Origin of the sequence: Roseobacter sp. AzwK-3b (assembly GCF_000170875.1) — a bacterium.
Taxonomy (GTDB): Bacteria; Pseudomonadota; Alphaproteobacteria; order Rhodobacterales; family Rhodobacteraceae; genus Roseovarius; species Roseovarius litoreus.
Genome location: NZ_ABCR01000005.1, coordinates 263,268 through 277,879, shown reverse-complemented (window position 1 = coordinate 277,879; position 14,612 = coordinate 263,268). Strand labels below are relative to the sequence as shown.

General features: G+C 65.0%; 16 protein-coding genes. 11 read left to right on the top strand and 5 right to left on the bottom strand.

The window, feature by feature from the left end; all coding sequences use genetic code 11:
* Nucleotides 1-128: 128 nt before the first annotated feature.
* From purL to grxD, 5 genes are all read left to right on the top strand, one after another.
* Nucleotides 129-2,294 carry a phosphoribosylformylglycinamidine synthase subunit PurL gene (purL, locus tag RAZWK3B_RS11270; protein ID WP_007815187.1) on the top strand — a complete coding sequence of 722 codons (2,166 nt, stop codon included), beginning with the start codon at nucleotides 129-131 and terminating at the stop codon, nucleotides 2,292-2,294.
* 158 nt (nucleotides 2,295-2,452) lie between these two features.
* Complete coding sequence (locus RAZWK3B_RS11265; protein ID WP_037295601.1) at nucleotides 2,453-2,695, top strand: BolA family protein; 243 nt, start codon at nucleotides 2,453-2,455, stop codon at nucleotides 2,693-2,695.
* A gap of 4 nt (nucleotides 2,696-2,699) precedes the next feature.
* The gene (locus RAZWK3B_RS11260) at nucleotides 2,700-3,005 is read left to right on the top strand and encodes a hypothetical protein (RefSeq protein ID WP_007815184.1); all 306 of its coding nucleotides are present in this window, start codon (nucleotides 2,700-2,702) and stop codon (nucleotides 3,003-3,005) included.
* Nucleotides 3,006-3,041: 36 nt separating this feature from the next.
* Nucleotides 3,042-3,308 carry a hypothetical protein gene (locus RAZWK3B_RS11255; protein WP_007815182.1) on the top strand — a complete coding sequence of 89 codons (267 nt, stop codon included), beginning with the start codon at nucleotides 3,042-3,044 and terminating at the stop codon, nucleotides 3,306-3,308.
* 10 nt (nucleotides 3,309-3,318) lie between these two features.
* Nucleotides 3,319-3,681, top strand: a complete 363-nt coding sequence (grxD, locus tag RAZWK3B_RS11250; RefSeq protein WP_007815181.1) for a Grx4 family monothiol glutaredoxin — start codon at nucleotides 3,319-3,321, stop codon at nucleotides 3,679-3,681.
* A 61-nt stretch (nucleotides 3,682-3,742) separates the two neighbouring features.
* On the opposite strand, the gene RAZWK3B_RS11245 is transcribed toward grxD, so the two are convergent.
* From RAZWK3B_RS11245 to RAZWK3B_RS11230, 4 genes are all read right to left on the bottom strand, one after another.
* Complete coding sequence (locus tag RAZWK3B_RS11245; protein ID WP_007815179.1) at nucleotides 3,743-5,533, bottom strand: TRAP transporter permease; 1,791 nt, start codon at nucleotides 5,531-5,533, stop codon at nucleotides 3,743-3,745.
* Nucleotides 5,530-6,483, bottom strand: a complete 954-nt coding sequence (locus RAZWK3B_RS11240; RefSeq protein WP_007815177.1) for a TAXI family TRAP transporter solute-binding subunit — start codon at nucleotides 6,481-6,483, stop codon at nucleotides 5,530-5,532. Before RAZWK3B_RS11240 ends, RAZWK3B_RS11245 begins: the two co-directional genes overlap by 4 nt.
* Before the next feature lie 83 nt (nucleotides 6,484-6,566).
* Nucleotides 6,567-6,965, bottom strand: coding sequence for a cell division protein ZapA (locus RAZWK3B_RS11235; protein WP_007815175.1), 399 nt, complete (start codon nucleotides 6,963-6,965; stop codon nucleotides 6,567-6,569).
* Complete coding sequence (locus RAZWK3B_RS11230) at nucleotides 6,965-7,462, bottom strand: hypothetical protein (RefSeq protein WP_007815173.1); 498 nt, start codon at nucleotides 7,460-7,462, stop codon at nucleotides 6,965-6,967. Before RAZWK3B_RS11230 ends, RAZWK3B_RS11235 begins: the two co-directional genes overlap by 1 nt.
* Before the next feature lie 186 nt (nucleotides 7,463-7,648).
* Here RAZWK3B_RS11230 and tkt point away from each other — a divergent pair, with 186 nt between their 5' ends.
* The 3 genes from tkt (at nucleotide 7,649) to RAZWK3B_RS11215 (ending at nucleotide 10,985) form a co-directional block, all read left to right on the top strand.
* Nucleotides 7,649-9,664 carry a transketolase gene (tkt, locus tag RAZWK3B_RS11225; protein WP_007815171.1) on the top strand — a complete coding sequence of 672 codons (2,016 nt, stop codon included), beginning with the start codon at nucleotides 7,649-7,651 and terminating at the stop codon, nucleotides 9,662-9,664.
* 106 nt (nucleotides 9,665-9,770) lie between these two features.
* On the top strand, nucleotides 9,771-10,256 hold the full coding sequence (locus RAZWK3B_RS11220; protein WP_007815169.1) for a flavodoxin family protein: 486 nt from the start codon (nucleotides 9,771-9,773) through the stop codon (nucleotides 10,254-10,256).
* A 99-nt stretch (nucleotides 10,257-10,355) separates the two neighbouring features.
* The gene (locus tag RAZWK3B_RS11215) at nucleotides 10,356-10,985 is read left to right on the top strand and encodes an FMN-binding negative transcriptional regulator (RefSeq protein ID WP_007815168.1); all 630 of its coding nucleotides are present in this window, start codon (nucleotides 10,356-10,358) and stop codon (nucleotides 10,983-10,985) included.
* Between the two features lie 12 nt (nucleotides 10,986-10,997).
* Here RAZWK3B_RS11215 and RAZWK3B_RS11210 read toward each other — a convergent pair whose 3' ends face one another.
* On the bottom strand, nucleotides 10,998-11,960 hold the full coding sequence (locus RAZWK3B_RS11210; protein ID WP_007815166.1) for a DUF808 domain-containing protein: 963 nt from the start codon (nucleotides 11,958-11,960) through the stop codon (nucleotides 10,998-11,000).
* 199 nt (nucleotides 11,961-12,159) lie between these two features.
* Here RAZWK3B_RS11210 and gap (RAZWK3B_RS11205) point away from each other — a divergent pair, with 199 nt between their 5' ends.
* From gap (RAZWK3B_RS11205) to gap (RAZWK3B_RS11195), 3 genes are all read left to right on the top strand, one after another.
* Nucleotides 12,160-13,161 (top strand): type I glyceraldehyde-3-phosphate dehydrogenase, encoded by a 1,002-nt coding sequence (gene gap, locus RAZWK3B_RS11205; RefSeq protein ID WP_007815165.1) that lies wholly within the window; start codon nucleotides 12,160-12,162, stop codon nucleotides 13,159-13,161.
* 142 nt (nucleotides 13,162-13,303) lie between these two features.
* Nucleotides 13,304-13,447, top strand: coding sequence for a hypothetical protein (locus tag RAZWK3B_RS21455; protein ID WP_007815163.1), 144 nt, complete (start codon nucleotides 13,304-13,306; stop codon nucleotides 13,445-13,447).
* A 104-nt stretch (nucleotides 13,448-13,551) separates the two neighbouring features.
* Complete coding sequence (gap, locus tag RAZWK3B_RS11195) at nucleotides 13,552-14,607, top strand: type I glyceraldehyde-3-phosphate dehydrogenase (protein ID WP_007815161.1); 1,056 nt, start codon at nucleotides 13,552-13,554, stop codon at nucleotides 14,605-14,607.
* Nucleotides 14,608-14,612 lie beyond the last annotated feature (5 nt).

Sequence of the window (14,612 nt, the reverse complement as noted above, 5' to 3'; positions counted from 1 at the left end):
GTTTGCGCCATCCGAACGCCAAACCGGCCCCGGGGTCAAGCCGGCAGCCCCGACAGCGCCCCCTTCCCCCGGACCACGCCATGCACTAAAGAGGCCGCAACCGGACCACCCAGGGGGATTCCATTCAGATGCAGGACCCGGCAATCACGCCCGAACTGATCGAGGCCCATGGCCTCAAGCCCGACGAATATCAGCGCATCCTCGATATCATCGGCCGCGAACCCACCTTTACCGAGTTGGGCATCTTCAGCGCCATGTGGAACGAGCATTGCTCTTACAAGTCTTCCAAGAAATGGCTGCGCACCCTGCCCACCACCGGGCCACAGGTGATCTGCGGGCCGGGCGAGAATGCGGGCGTGGTCGATATCGGCGACGGACAAGCGGTCATCTTCAAGATGGAAAGCCACAACCACCCCTCGTATATCGAGCCCTATCAGGGGGCCGCGACCGGTGTGGGCGGCATTCTGCGCGATGTCTTCACCATGGGCGCGCGCCCCATCGCCTCGATGAACGCGCTCAGCTTCGGCGAGCCGTCGCACCCCAAGACCCGGCAGCTTGTGCATGGTGTGGTGGCCGGTGTGGGCGGCTATGGCAACTGCTTCGGCGTTCCTTGCGCAGGCGGCGAGGTGCGGTTCGATCCGGCCTATAACGGCAACTGCCTCGTGAATGCCTTTGCCGCCGGTCTCGCCGATGCCGACAAGATCTTCTATTCCGCCGCTTCCGGCGTCGGTATGCCGGTGGTCTATCTGGGCGCCAAGACGGGCCGCGACGGTGTCGGCGGCGCCACGATGGCCAGCGCCGAATTCGACGAGTCGATCGAGGAAAAGCGCCCCACCGTGCAAGTCGGCGATCCGTTCACGGAAAAGCGCCTGATGGAAGCCACGCTCGAGCTGATGGCCACGGGCGCCGTGATCTCGATTCAGGACATGGGGGCCGCGGGCCTGACATGCTCGGCGGTTGAAATGGGCGACAAGGGCGATCTGGGCGTGCGGCTCAACCTCGAACAGGTGCCCTGCCGCGAAACCGGCATGACCGCCTACGAGATGATGTTGTCGGAATCCCAGGAACGGATGTTGATGGTTCTGCGCCCCGAGAAAGAGGCCGAGGCCAAGGCCGTCTTCGACAAATGGGATCTCGATTTCGCCATCGTCGGCGAAACCATCCCCGAAGACCGTTTTCTCATCATGCATAACAACGTGGTCAAGGCTGATCTGCCGCTCAAGGCGCTGTCGGGCAACGCACCCGAATATGACCGCCCGTGGGTGGAGACCCCGGCGGCCGAACCGCTGGACCCCGCCACCGTGCCGGGCGTCGATCCGATTGACGGTCTGCGTGCGCTGCTGGCCTCGCCCAATTACTGCTCGCGGCAGTGGGTCTATGAACAATATGACACGATGGTCATGGCCGACACCGCCCGCACCCCCGGTCAAGGCGCCGGCCTGATCCGGGTGCATGGCACCGACAAGCTCTTGGCCTTCACCTCGGACGTGACCCCGCGCTACGTCAAGGCCAACCCGGTCGAAGGCGGCAAACAGGCGGTGGCCGAAGCCTATCGCAACCTGTCGGCGCTTGGCGCCGTGCCGCTGGCCACCACCGACAACATGAATTTCGGCAATCCCGAAAAGCCCGAGATCATGGGCCAGTTCGTCGGCGCGATCAAAGGCATTGCCGCCGCCGTCTCGGCGCTCGACATGCCAATCGTGTCGGGCAACGTGTCGCTTTACAATGAAACCGACGGCAAGGCGATCCTGCCTACGCCCACCATCGGCGCCGTGGGCCTGATCCGCGACCCCGAAACCGCCATCATCGGCGAGGTGCGCGAAGGCCATGTGGCGCTTGTCCTTGGCGAAACCACCGGGCATCTGGGCCAATCCGCGCTGCTCGCCGAAGTCTACAACCGCATCGAAGGCGACGCGCCGCCCGTCGATCTGGACGCCGAAAAGCGCCACGGCGATTTCATCCGCGCCAATCACGCGCTGATCCGCGCCTGCACCGATCTGTCCGATGGCGGCCTTGCCATGGCCGCGTTCGAGCTGGCCGAGGCGGCGGGCGTCGGCGTGCAGCTTGACAGTGACGACACCCCCACGCTCTTTGGCGAGGATCAGGCGCGCTATCTGATCGCCTGCAATTTCGATCAGGCCGAGGCGCTGATGATCGAAGCGGGCCGCGCAGGCGTCACCCTGCAAAGCGTTGGCCGCTTCACCGGCGACACGGTGCGCTTCGGATCGTCCGAGGCATCGCTGTCGGACCTGTCGCAGACCTACCGGTCGACTTTTGGGGCCATCTTCGGCTAACCTCCCGCCCCGCCGGTCAATCGCACCGGCGGGGCGCGCACCATTGTCCTGAAAATCACCGCCACAGCGGGACTTGCGCGCCCTCCCCTCGCCACTGCTATTGCAGAGGGCGCAACCGCGTTCTAAGTCTTTATCACAGGATTTACAGGAGACGCCCCATGCCAATGCAGCCCCAGGAAATCGAGGACCTGATCCGCACCGGATTTCCCGACGCCCAGATCACCATCACCGATCTGGCAGGCGACGGGAACCACTACGCCGCCGAAGTGATCGACGCCGCGTTCAAGGGGATGAACCGCGTGCAGCAGCAGCGCGCCGTCTATGCCACGCTCAAGGGCAAGATGGACGGCTCGCATGGTGAATTGCACGCGCTGGCCCTGACGACCAAGGCACCAGACTGACCGGATGGATCTCGGGGTCATCAGCTTGGGCCTTGTCGCCCTGATCGTGCTGACCGTGGCACTGGCCCGCAGCCGGATGCGAGGCGAGCACGAGACACGGCGCGGCTCCGAACCGGGCACGGGAGACCATGTGATCGACATTTCGTATAATTCGGGCGGTCCGGGCGGCGGGCATCAGGGTGAGCTTCGGGTGCCCCGCGATCCGCAGGAATATGCCCGCAGGTTCGTGCCCCAAAGCGCATGGCGCCGCGATGCGAAATCCGACACCGTGCCGCCCCCCGCTCCCGGCAAACCAAAGACAGGGGCCTGATCAAGGCCCCGGCCACCCCACCGAAAGAGAGGCGCCTTGCAAGCCGCCGAAACGCCCCAAACCTTTCCCATCGATCTCGCCAAGGCGCAGGATCTTGCCGCACATCCGCTCGCTCTGCTGCTCCTGACGCCCTTCATCTTGATCTTTCTGTGGGCCGCATGGCTGGAAATCCGCCGCTGGTGGCTTTATGGTCCCTCCCGCAACAAACGCGCAGACTTTCCGATCGACGAATCCGCACCCAGCTACGAAGATCCCACATCAGACAGCAAACCCTCCGGCGCCGCCGGACCAGGACGAAAGTAGAAGGCGACAGATGACCGACGCAAAAAACCAGATCGAAGAAACCGTAAAGGCGAATGACGTCGTGCTCTATATGAAGGGCACCAAGGACATGCCGCAATGTGGCTTCTCCAGCCGCGTGGCGGGGGTTCTCAATTACATGGGCGTCGACTTCAAGGACGTGAACGTTCTCGCCGACGAGACGGTCCGCCAGGGCATCAAGGATTATTCCGACTGGCCCACCATCCCTCAGCTCTACATCAAGGGCGAGTTCGTGGGCGGCTGCGACATCATCACCGAGATGACCCTCTCGGGCGAGCTGGACCAGATGTTCGACCAGCACGGCGTATCCTATGACAAGGACGCCGCCGACAAGATCCGCGAAGCGAACGGCTGACGCTTCGGCCCGGTCGCACGCGATGCGGCCGGGCCTTTTCCAGATCAGGCTGGGGTGGTGCTCACATCGGCCACAGGATAGCCCCCATCCCGAGCCCCAGCATGGCCCCGCGCATCCAGATCTCCTTGCGCCGCACGAGTGCCCAACTGACCAATCCCAGACCGATCCCGATCTTCAGCGCCGCCAGCCCTGCCGCCACCGGCGTCTCGGCCAGCCCGATCAGCGCAGGGTTCGCCACCATGCCAAGCGGAATCAGGTAAAGCCCAACCCCAAGCGCCATCGCCGTCAGCGCGACCCGCAACCAGTTCTCGCCGATCATCCCCGAAGCGATGAACACCGCGCCGCAGACCGGCGGCGTGATCGTGGACAAAAGCGCATACCAGAAGACGAACAGATGCGCCTGCAACGGATCCATCCCCAGCTCGATCAGCGCAGGCCCGGCCACCGACACGCAGATCACATAGGCCGCCGTCGTGGGCACCTCCATCCCCAGCACAAGACAGGCGAACGCCGTCAGCAGCAGCGACGGCCATAGCATCCCCCCCGAGGCCGACAGGATCAGCGACGTGATCTTGACCCCAAGCCCCGTCACCCCCAGCACCCCAATCACCAGCGACGCGCAGAAGATGATCGACCCGATCAGCGCCACCTGCCGCCCTGCCGTCAGAAGCGCAAGCTCGGCCCTCTGAGCCGCGCGGCCCAGATCGATGCGCAGATCGGCCCCCGTCAAAAGCAGCGCGCAGCCCGCGAAAATCGCAAGACAGGCGGCATATTGCGGCGTCACATCCAGCCCGAACATGCCCCATAAAAGCACCGTGAACGGCACGAGGAAAAACGCCGAGGTGATCGCCACATCGCGCACAAGCGGGCGATCCTCGGGCGCAAGACCCCGCAGATCGAACCGTCGCGCATAGCCGTCGATCCCGACCCAGACCGCCCAGAAATAAAGCAGCGCCGGAAGTGCCGCCGCGGCCATGATCGCGGTATAGGGCGTCCCGGTCAGCTCGACCATCACGAAGGCCCCCGCCCCCATCAGCGGCGGCATGACCTGCCCCCCAGACGAGGCCACCGCCTCGACCGCCCCCGCAATTCGCTTCGGGTATCCCAGCCGGTCCATCGCCGGCAGCGTGATCGCCCCGGTCGAGGCAACATTGGCCGATGCCGACCCCGAGATCGACCCGAAGAGCGCCGAGCTGAGCACCGACACCTTGGCCGCCCCGCCCCTCAACCGCCCTGCGGCGGCAGCGGCCACATTCATGAAGCCTTGCCCCGCCTCGCCCGCATTCAGCACCGCACCGAAGATCACGAAGATCGCAACCACATTGACCGACACCGCCGTGAGCGACCCCCAAAGCCCCCCCTCGGCAATCGTCAGTGTTCCCAGAAAACTTTCCAGCGGCGTGCCCGAATGTCCGAAACGCCCCGGAATATGCTGCCCCCACAGCCCGTAAGCCAGCGCCGCCGCCGCCACCACAGGCAGCGGCCAGCCGATCGCGCGCCGCGCGGCCTCCAGCACGACACCGATCAAAACGGCCGCCAACGCCACCTGCCCCGGCCCTTCCAGAAACCCGTATTGCTCCGACAGCGCGTCATGGCTCAACGCCACCCAGCCCGCCACCCCGATCCCCAGCACCGCCAGCACGGCGCCCGTGACCAGCGACAGGCCCGCCTGACCATAGACCAGCACCCAAGGCAGCACGAAAATCAGGTGCACGGGCCGGCTCACAAGGTTGGGCACCAGCCCCGAAAACACCAATCCTATGTGAAAAACGACCGAGGCCAGCGCGAAGCTGGCCCAGAACACCCGCGCGACACCGGATCGCTCGGGCAGATCGGTGTGCGCGATGCTCACTTCTGCGCGTCGCTCAGGGCGATCCCCGCCTCCTCGTAATAGCGCAGGGCGCCGGGATGGATCTTGCCGGTGATGTTCTCCATCAGCCCGGTATCGACACCAGTCCACCACGGCGCGGATTGCGCCATCTTGTCCTTGTTTTCCCAGAAGGTCCGCGTCAGCTGATAGGCGGTCTCGTCATCCATCTTGGTGGTGGTGAAGGCCACCACCGGCAGCGATGTCGTGGTGATATCGGCCTCCTGCCCCGCATAGGTGCCCGCCGGGATCACCAGCTTGGCGCGCTTGGTCTGGGCGATCTGCTCATCGCTGAGCGACAGCACCCTCACCCCGGTCGAGGCCGCGGCCTCCACCACATTGGGCGCAGGCCATGATCCCGCCGTGACAAAGCCGTCGATCTGACCGTTCTTCAGCGCAGGCACCGCATTGCCGATCTCGACATCCGCGATCTCGACCGGATCCTTCAGCCCAAAGAGGTCGAGATATTTCTCGCCCTCGGTCGCCCCGAAACTGCCCTTGCCCAGCAGGATCGTCTTGCCCGCCAGATCTTCGAAACCTTGGGCGCCGCTCTCTTCGGACATCACGAAATGCATGGTCAGCGACGGAATCGGAAACAGCGCCCGGATCTCGTCGAAGGCCGGATCGCCCTTGCCCTCGAACATCGCCTTTCCGCCCTGGGCCAGACTGACCAGCGATGGCGGCGTGGTAAAGACGTAATCCGCGCCGCGCGCACGCACTTCCATGACGTTCTGAACCGAGCCTTGGCTTTCCTCGATGGTGACACTGATCTCGCCATTCGAGGCGGTCTGCATGGCCTCGGCGATCTGCACGGCCATCTGGTAATAGGACGATGTGGACTTCGCCGACTTGTAGGTGACGCGGGTCTCGGCCTGCGCCGGCAATGCGGCGACGGCAGCCAGCATCGCGGCGGCGGTCATCATGCGGAATGTCATCTGGAATCCTCCCCTTGATCCAGCCCGCATGAAAGACGCGATCAACCGGATGGTCAATCGCTTCCTCACCTCTGTCGCGGCGCTCAGCCTGTCGCCTTCTCGCCCTCAAGCTGATCGGCCAGCGACTCTGTCCGCGCCGCGATCTCGGCCAGCATGTCGCTCAGCCCCGCAGGCACCACCGGCACCTCGACACGCTCGGCCTCGGGCAGCGGCGCATTGCGCAGCTGGTCCAGCTCGGCCTCCTTCTCGGCCATCCGGTCTTCCATCACGCGCAGCTTGTCCTGCAGCCCCGCCGTCTTGTCCGCCAGCATCAGGCCCGCCATCAACAGCATGCGCGGCTCCGGGATGCGCCCGATCTGCGCCGTCAGCACCGACGCCTCCTCGTCCAGCATCTTGGCGGCCGCGCGCAGGTAATGTTCTTCGCCATCCTGACAGGCGACCTCGAAGCTGCGGCCCCCGATCGTGATCTCCACTTCAGGCATCAGGCTTCCTCCGTCCGTGTTTCGTCTTCGCCCTCGCTTGCCTCCAGAACCCTGCCCAGTTCGGACAGGATCACATCGGCCTCGGCGCGATCGGTGGCTCGGCTGGCGCGTAGCCCTTCAAGCTCGGCCAGCATCGCCTTGTTGATGAGATGCGCATCGCCCACGCCTTGCGCATTGGCCTCGCGCAGCGCGGCATTGTTGTCGCGCAATTGCTGGTTGGCCTTGCGCAGCGATTGCAGCTCCTTGTCCAGCTTTTCCAGCCGGGCGGCAGTGGCCTCCCGGGCCGTCTCGGCCTCGGTCTGGGCGGCCTCCTGCCGGGCCTTGAGCTTGCGCACACGCTCTTCCAGCTGGGCATTGGCCAGCCGCTCGTCTTCCAGCTGCCGCCTGAGGGCCGCCACCTCGCCTGCATCCCCCGCAGCCTCGCGCCCCTCGAGTCCCTGCCCGATGCGATCCAGCGCCGCGACGATCCGGCGTTGAAGCTCCTCGATTTCGGTCATTTCTTTGCCCCCTGCTCTGTTGCTTGCCCGGCACCCCGAATCGCGGGCCGGTCGGACTGCGGCCAAGTCTAGCGAAAGGTTCCATGAAATGCGCCCCCTTAGCGGCGATCCGGCGGGCCACGCTTGATCTTTGACCCGGTCCTGTTATTGAGCGCCCAAAGATAGCCAACTCAAAGGAAGCTCCCCTTGGATATCGCTGCCCTGCGTTCTGCTCACCCCGATCACTGGAAAAAAGCCGCCGCGATCCGCGCGCTGACCCTCGACGCGGTCCATGCCGCCAATTCCGGCCATTCCGGCATGCCGATGGGCATGGCCGATGTGGCGACGGTGCTCTTTGAAAAACACCTCAAGTTTCATGCCGCGTCGCCCGACTGGCCGGATCGCGACCGGTTCATCCTGTCGGCGGGTCACGGCTCGATGCTGCTCTATTCGCTGCTGCACCTGACGGGCTATGCGGACATGACGCTGGACCAGATCCGCAACTTCCGCCAATGGGGCGCGATCACCGCCGGTCATCCCGAATACGGCCATGCCAAGGGCATCGAAACCACGACCGGCCCTCTGGGTCAGGGCATCTCGAACGCCGTCGGCTTCGCCATGGCCGAGGAAATGCTGCGCGCCCGGTTCGGGCGCAAGCTGGTGGATCACTACACCTATGTGATCGCAGGTGACGGCTGCCTGATGGAAGGCGTGAGCCACGAGGCGATCGGCCTTGCCGGTCGCCACGCGCTCTCCAAGCTGATCGTGTTCTGGGACAACAACAACATCACCATCGACGGCACCGTGGATCTGGCCGACCGCACCGATCAGGTGAAGCGCTTCCGCGCCAGCGGCTGGCAGGTGCTGGAAATCGACGGCCACGACCCCGAGGCCATCGATGCCGCGATCACCACCGCGAAATCCTCGCGCAAGCCCACGATGATCGCCTGCAAGACCCATATCGCCTTGGGCCATGCCGCTCAGGACACCTCCAAGGGCCATGGCGCGCTGACCGACGCGGGCCAGCTGGCCGCCGCCAAGGAAGCCTATGGCTGGCCCTATGGCCCCTTCGAAATCCCCGCCGACGTGAAATCCGCGTGGGAAGCCATCGGCGCGCGCGGCACCGCCGAGCATGACGCCTGGACCGCCCGTCTGGGCGAGGCGTCGCAAAGCCGCCAGAACGAGTTCGCCCGCATCTTCGCAGGCGAGGCGCCCAAGGCCCTTTCGGCCCGCATCAAGGCGCTGAAAAAGCAGATCTCCGAAGAAAAACCCAGTGTCGCCACCCGCAAATCCTCGGAAATGGTGCTCGAGGTCGTGAACCCGATCATGCCCGAGACCGTGGGCGGCTCGGCGGACCTGTCGGGTTCCAACAACACCCGCTCCGGCGACATGAGCGTGTTCGACGTGGACAACCGCAAGGGCCGCTACGTGCATTGGGGCATCCGCGAACATGGCATGGCCGCCGCGATGAACGGCATGGCGCTGCATGGCGGCATCCGCCCCTATGGCGGCACCTTCATGTGCTTCACCGACTACGCCCGCCCCGCCATGCGCCTTGCCGCGCTGATGAAGGTGCCGTCGGTCTTCGTGATGACCCATGACAGCATCGGTCTGGGCGAAGACGGCCCCACCCACCAGCCGGTCGAACACCTGGCGATCAGCCGCGCGACCCCCAACACATGGGTGTTCCGCCCCTGTGACACGGTGGAAACCGCCGAGGCGTGGGAACTGGCCTTGCGCTCGACGCAGACACCCTCGGTCCTGTCGCTCACCCGTCAGAACGTGCCCACCCTGCGCACCGAGCACAAGACCGCCAACCTCACCGCGCGCGGCGCCTATGTGCTGGCCGACGCCACGGGCAAGCGTCAGGCGCTTCTGATGGCGACCGGCTCGGAAGTGGCCATCGCCATGCAGGCCCGCGATCTGCTCGAGGCCGAGGGCATCGGCACCCGCGTCGTCTCCATGCCCTGCTGGGAGCTGTTCGAGGAACAGGACGAGGCCTATCGCAAGCGCGTCCTGCCCGGCGGCCCGGTGCGCGTCGCGGTCGAGGCGGCGATCCGCTTCGGCTGGGATCGCTGGCTTTACGGCGAGCGTGGCAAGCGCGAGAAATCGGGCTTCATCGGGATGCATGATTTTGGCGCCTCCGCCCCCGCCGAGGTGCTTTACGAGAAATTCGGCATCACAGCGCAGGCCGTGGCCGACAAGGTCAAATCCCTGCTCTGATCGGGGAAACACCAACGCATCAAGGCCCGGGCGATCCCTCGTCCGGGCCTTTTTGCTGTCTCTGACACCCCTTTCGCCACCCTCCCGATCCCGCTACCGTCACCGCATGACCCAGCTTGTGATCGTCTATCATTCCCGCACGGGTGGCAGCCGCCAGATGGCCGAAGCCGCCTGTCACGCCGCCAGCGCCGAGACGGAAACCCGCCTTCTGACCGCAGATGAGGCGACCCCTGACGACCTGCTGAACGCCAGCGGCTATCTTTTCTGCGCGCCCGAAAATCTCGCCGCGCTCTCCGGCGCGATGAAAGAGTTTTTCGACCGCTGCTATTACCCGCTTCTGGGCCGGATCGAAGGGCGTGCCTATGCGCAGATGATCTGCGCAGGCTCGGACGGCACCAACGCCGCCCGCCAACTGGCCCGCATCGCGACCGGCTGGCGCCTGCGCGCCGTGCAAGAGCCGCTCATCATCGGCACCCACGCCCAGACCCCCGAGGCGATCCTCGCCCCGAAAACCCTCTCTGACGCCGATCTCGCCCCCTGCCGCGATCTGGGTCAGGCCCTCGCCGCCGGTCTGGCCATGGGCGCGTTCTGATCCACCTTACCGCGCACCAGTGCGAAGGGTGCACGCGGCGCGACAAGACCCCCACGCGCTGCTAAGCTCCGCACGACTCAGCCCGGACCCATGACTGCCATGTATATCCCGCCTCATTTTCAGGAAATCGACCCGTCCGAAATCGCGTCGATCATCGACGCGGCCCCCCTCGCCTCGATCGTCGCCCAGACCAGCGAAGGGCTGATTGCCAATCACATCCCTTTGCTGGCCGGTGCGGATGGCACGTTGATCGGACATGTGGCGCTGTCCAATGACATGCATCGCCTGATCCCCGATGGTCACGAGGTGATGACCATCTTTCGCGGCGATGACGCCTATATCTCACCGAATTTCTATCCCACCAAGGCCCAGCATCACCGCCATGTTCCCACATGGAACTATCAGGTGGTCCATATATACGGCGCGATCCACTTTCAGCACGACACGCATGCCAAGCGCGCCGCGGTCGCCCTTCTGACCCGCCTGCATGAACGACGCCTGAACGGTGCCTCTGCATGGCGCATGGCCGACGCGCCTGTGGATTACATGGCGCAGATGCTCGACAGCATCGTCGCCTTCCGCATCGACGTGACCCGGACGCTTGCCAAATCGAAACTCAGCCAGAACCGCGACGCGGTGGATCTCGACGGGGCGATCTCGGGCCTGCGCAGCGTCGGACAGGACGCAATAGCCGCGAAAATGGCCCCCCGGCGCGCCCCATCGGGCTGACCGGCCCTGCCCCTACCGCGCAGGCATCAGCCGCGTCCAGACCGGTTTGATGATCTTCACACCCACCGGGATCAAGGCCAGCCCAAGCGCCAGCCCGAACAGCCCGTCTATCCCCGCCGTCACCGCCCATTCCACCGCCCCGGCCCACTCGCCAGCACCTGCCGCCGCCGCGACCGCCACGTGATGCACCCAGTCATAGAGCGCCGGAAACCCCATCTGATCCAGCGCATGCAGGATGATCGAGCCGCCGACCCACAGCATCGCCGCCGTGCCCACCAGCATCAACAGCTTCATGAAGACCGGCATCGCCCGCACGATCCCCCGCCCAAACGCGCGCGTCGCCCCCAGACGGCCCCGCTCGGCCATGTAAAGCCCCACATCATCCGCCTTCACGATCAATGCGACAGCGCCGTAAACCAGCGCCGTGATCCCCACGGCCACCATCGCCAGCGTCGCGGCCTCCATCCAGAAATTGCTTTCGGGAATGGCCGCCAGCGCGATGGTCATGATCTCGGCTGACAGGATGAAATCCGTCTTGATCGCGCCTGCGACCTTGGCCTCTTCCAGATGCGCGGCATCGCCCTCGGTATGGCTGCCATCCGGCCCGCCATGCCCCTTTCCGGCGCCAAGCGCATGGGCCACCTTTTCCGCCCCCTCGAAACACAGATAGGCCCCGCCCAGCATCAGAAGCGGCGGGATCAGCCAGGGCGCGAACGCCGAAAGCGCCAGACCGGCAGGCAACAGGAACACCAGCTTGTTGATGAGCGAGCCGCGCGCGATCCGCCAGACGATCGGCAACTCGCGGGCGGGCGCAAAGCCCTGCATGTATTTCGGCGTCACCGCCGCGTCGTCGATCACGGCGCCCGCCGCCTTTGACCCGGCCTTGGCCGCCTGTCCCGCTACGTCATCGACCGACGCCGCCGCCATCTTGGCAATCCCGGCCACATCGTCCAGCAACGCCATCAAACCGCTCATACCTGCCCCTCGCCCCTGCAGACCCTCTTGCCGGACGTTAGCGCAACCACTGCCGACCCGCCAGAGTTTGCGGTAACAGTTACCGCTAACATTTTGAATTCAGGTCTGTTTTCTCTGTGTTTTGACGTTTTTCGTCTTTCGGGCACCGCCCGCGCCGTCTATACCGCGCGCATCATCGTACAATCAGGAGCCACCCGTCATGACCATCACAGTCGGCATCAACGGTTTCGGCCGCATCGGCCGCTGCACCCTGGCCCATATCGCGGCCAGCACCCGCAATGACATCAAGGTGGTCAAGGTGAACGCGACCGGCCCGCTGGAAACCGCAGCACATCTGATGAAATATGACAGCGTGCATGGCCGCTTCCCCGGCGAGATCACCTTGGGCGACGGCACGATGGATCTGGGCCGTGGCCCGATCGAGATGTTTTCGACCTACGACATGAACAGCCTCGACTGGTCCGGCGTCGATGTGGTGATGGAATGCACCGGCAAGTTCAACGACGGCACCAAGGCCCGCGCCCATCTTGAGCGTGGCGCCGGCAAGGTGCTGCTCTCGGCCCCCGGCAAGAACGTGGACCGCACCGTGGTCTACGGCGTGAACCACGCCGATCTGCAGCCCGGCGAGCGGATGATCTCGAACGGGTCGTGCACCACGAACTGCCTCGCCCCCCTCGCCAAGGTGCTGCACGAGACCATCGGCATCGAGTCAGGCATCATGACCACGATCCATGCCTATACCGGCGACCAGCCCACGCTCGACCGCCGCCATGACGATCTTTACCGTGCGCGCGCCGCCGCCATGTCGATGATCCCCACCTCGACCGGTGCCGCCAAGGCCCTGGGCGAAGTGCTGCCCGACCTCAAGGGCAAACTCGACGGCTCCGCGATCCGCGTCCCCACTCCCAATGTCTCGGCGGTGGACCTGACCTTCGTCGCCTGCAAGGACGTGACCGCCGCCGATGTGAACGCCGTCGTGGCCGAGGCCGCCGCCGGTCCGATGAAGGGCGTTCTGGGCTATGACCCCGAACCCAAGGTCAGCATCGACTTCAACCACACCGAGGAAAGCTCGATCTTCGCCCCCGACCAGACACGCGTCACCGGCAAGCGGCTGGTGCGGGTGCTGGCATGGTATGACAATGAATGGGGCTTCTCGTGCCGCATGGCCGATGTCGCCGTCGCCATGGGGCGCCTCGCCTGAGCCCACCTGTTGCCGAAAAGCGCCGGGTCGCACGCAAGCGGCCCGGCCCTATCTGTCTCGCCGTCTCAACCGGGATGACTTGCCCCGCGCAATCTGTCATCACTCGGTCAGCGTATGATTGCCACAGGGACCGAACCACAGCATGACCGACAGGATCGCCCTCTTTCTCGGTGCCATCGTCGCGGCCCTGCTGATCGCCGATTATGCTTATTTCGACTGGGCCAATACCTTGTTTCTGGCTCGCAAGATGCTGCTGCTGATCGAGTGGCTGGCCTTCTGGCGCTGACCTGAACCCTCACGACTCCACTACCGCACGGCTTGACCGCAAGGCAGACTTTCACGTATACGACGCCCATCTATGTTAGCGCTAACAATCCTCAGGGGGTCATCATGTCAGTCAAAGTCGCCATCAACGGATTTGGCCGCATCGGTCGCAACGTCCTGCGCGCCATCGTCGAATCCGGCCGCACCGATATCGAGGTGGTCGCGATCAACGATCTCGCCCCGGTCCACACCAACGCCCACCTGCTCGAATTCGATTCGGTCCATGGCCGCTTTCCCGGCACGGTCACCGTATCGGGTGATACGATCGACGTGGGCCGTGGCCCGATCTCGGTCACAGCCCTGCGCGATCCCGCCGATCTGCCATGGTCGGGCGTCGATGTGGTGATGGAATGCACCGGGCTGTTCACCGACCGCGACAAGGCCGCCCTGCACCTGCAGAACGGCGCGCGCTCGGTGCTGGTCTCGGCCCCCTCCAAGGGCGCGGATCGCACGGTGGTTTACGGCGTCAACCACGACAGCCTGCGCCCCGAGGACCGGATCGTGTCGAACGCCTCCTGCACCACCAATTGCCTCGCCCCCATGGCCAAGGCGCTGCATGACGCCATCGGCATCACCCGTGGCTTCATGACCACCATCCACAGCTATACCGGCGACCAGCCGACGCTGGATACCGCTCACAAGGATCTCTACCGCGCCCGTGCGGCGGGGCTGAACATGATCCCCACCACCACCGGCGCCGCGCGCGCCGTGGGGTTGGTGCTCCCCGAGCTTGCGGGCCGTCTGGATGGCACCGCGATCCGCGTCCCCACCCCCAATGTCAGCGTCGTCGACCTCACCTTCGAGGCCGCGCGCGACACCTCCGCCGAAGAAATCAACGCCGCCATCACCGCCGCCGGCTCCGACGGTCCGCTCAAGGGCATTCTGGATGTCTCCACGCGCGAGCTTGTCTCGTCAGATTTCAACCACCACCCCGCAAGCTCGATCTTCGCCACCGATCAGACGCGGGTGATGGACGGCACCATGTGCCGCGTGCTCAGCTGGTATGACAACGAATGGGGCTTTTCCAATCGCATGGCCGACACCGCCGTGCGCATGGGCGCCCTGATCTCGGGCACAGGCTCCTCGGGCAACAGCAAGGCACAGGCGCCCGAATACGCCTGAGCGCT

Excerpts from the sequence above, each read along its gene's own strand:
- RAZWK3B_RS11260 (WP_007815184.1), top strand. The coding sequence starts at position 2,700 with ATGGATCTCGGGGTCATCAGCTTGGGCCTTGTCGCCCTGATCGTGCTG.
- RAZWK3B_RS11220 (WP_007815169.1), top strand. The coding sequence starts at position 9,771 with ATGACCCAGCTTGTGATCGTCTATCATTCCCGCACGGGTGGCAGCCGC.
- purL (WP_007815187.1), top strand. The coding sequence starts at position 129 with ATGCAGGACCCGGCAATCACGCCCGAACTGATCGAGGCCCATGGCCTC.
- RAZWK3B_RS11230 (WP_007815173.1), bottom strand. The coding sequence starts at position 7,462 with ATGACCGAAATCGAGGAGCTTCAACGCCGGATCGTCGCGGCGCTGGAT.
- RAZWK3B_RS11210 (WP_007815166.1), bottom strand. The coding sequence starts at position 11,960 with ATGAGCGGTTTGATGGCGTTGCTGGACGATGTGGCCGGGATTGCCAAG.
- gap (WP_007815161.1), top strand. The coding sequence starts at position 13,552 with ATGTCAGTCAAAGTCGCCATCAACGGATTTGGCCGCATCGGTCGCAAC.
- grxD (WP_007815181.1), top strand. The coding sequence starts at position 3,319 with ATGACCGACGCAAAAAACCAGATCGAAGAAACCGTAAAGGCGAATGAC.
- RAZWK3B_RS11265 (WP_037295601.1), top strand. The coding sequence starts at position 2,453 with ATGCCAATGCAGCCCCAGGAAATCGAGGACCTGATCCGCACCGGATTT.
- RAZWK3B_RS11240 (WP_007815177.1), bottom strand. The coding sequence starts at position 6,483 with ATGACATTCCGCATGATGACCGCCGCCGCGATGCTGGCTGCCGTCGCC.
- RAZWK3B_RS11235 (WP_007815175.1), bottom strand. The coding sequence starts at position 6,965 with ATGCCTGAAGTGGAGATCACGATCGGGGGCCGCAGCTTCGAGGTCGCC.
- RAZWK3B_RS21455 (WP_007815163.1), top strand. The coding sequence starts at position 13,304 with ATGACCGACAGGATCGCCCTCTTTCTCGGTGCCATCGTCGCGGCCCTG.
- RAZWK3B_RS11215 (WP_007815168.1), top strand. The coding sequence starts at position 10,356 with ATGTATATCCCGCCTCATTTTCAGGAAATCGACCCGTCCGAAATCGCG.
- gap (WP_007815165.1), top strand. The coding sequence starts at position 12,160 with ATGACCATCACAGTCGGCATCAACGGTTTCGGCCGCATCGGCCGCTGC.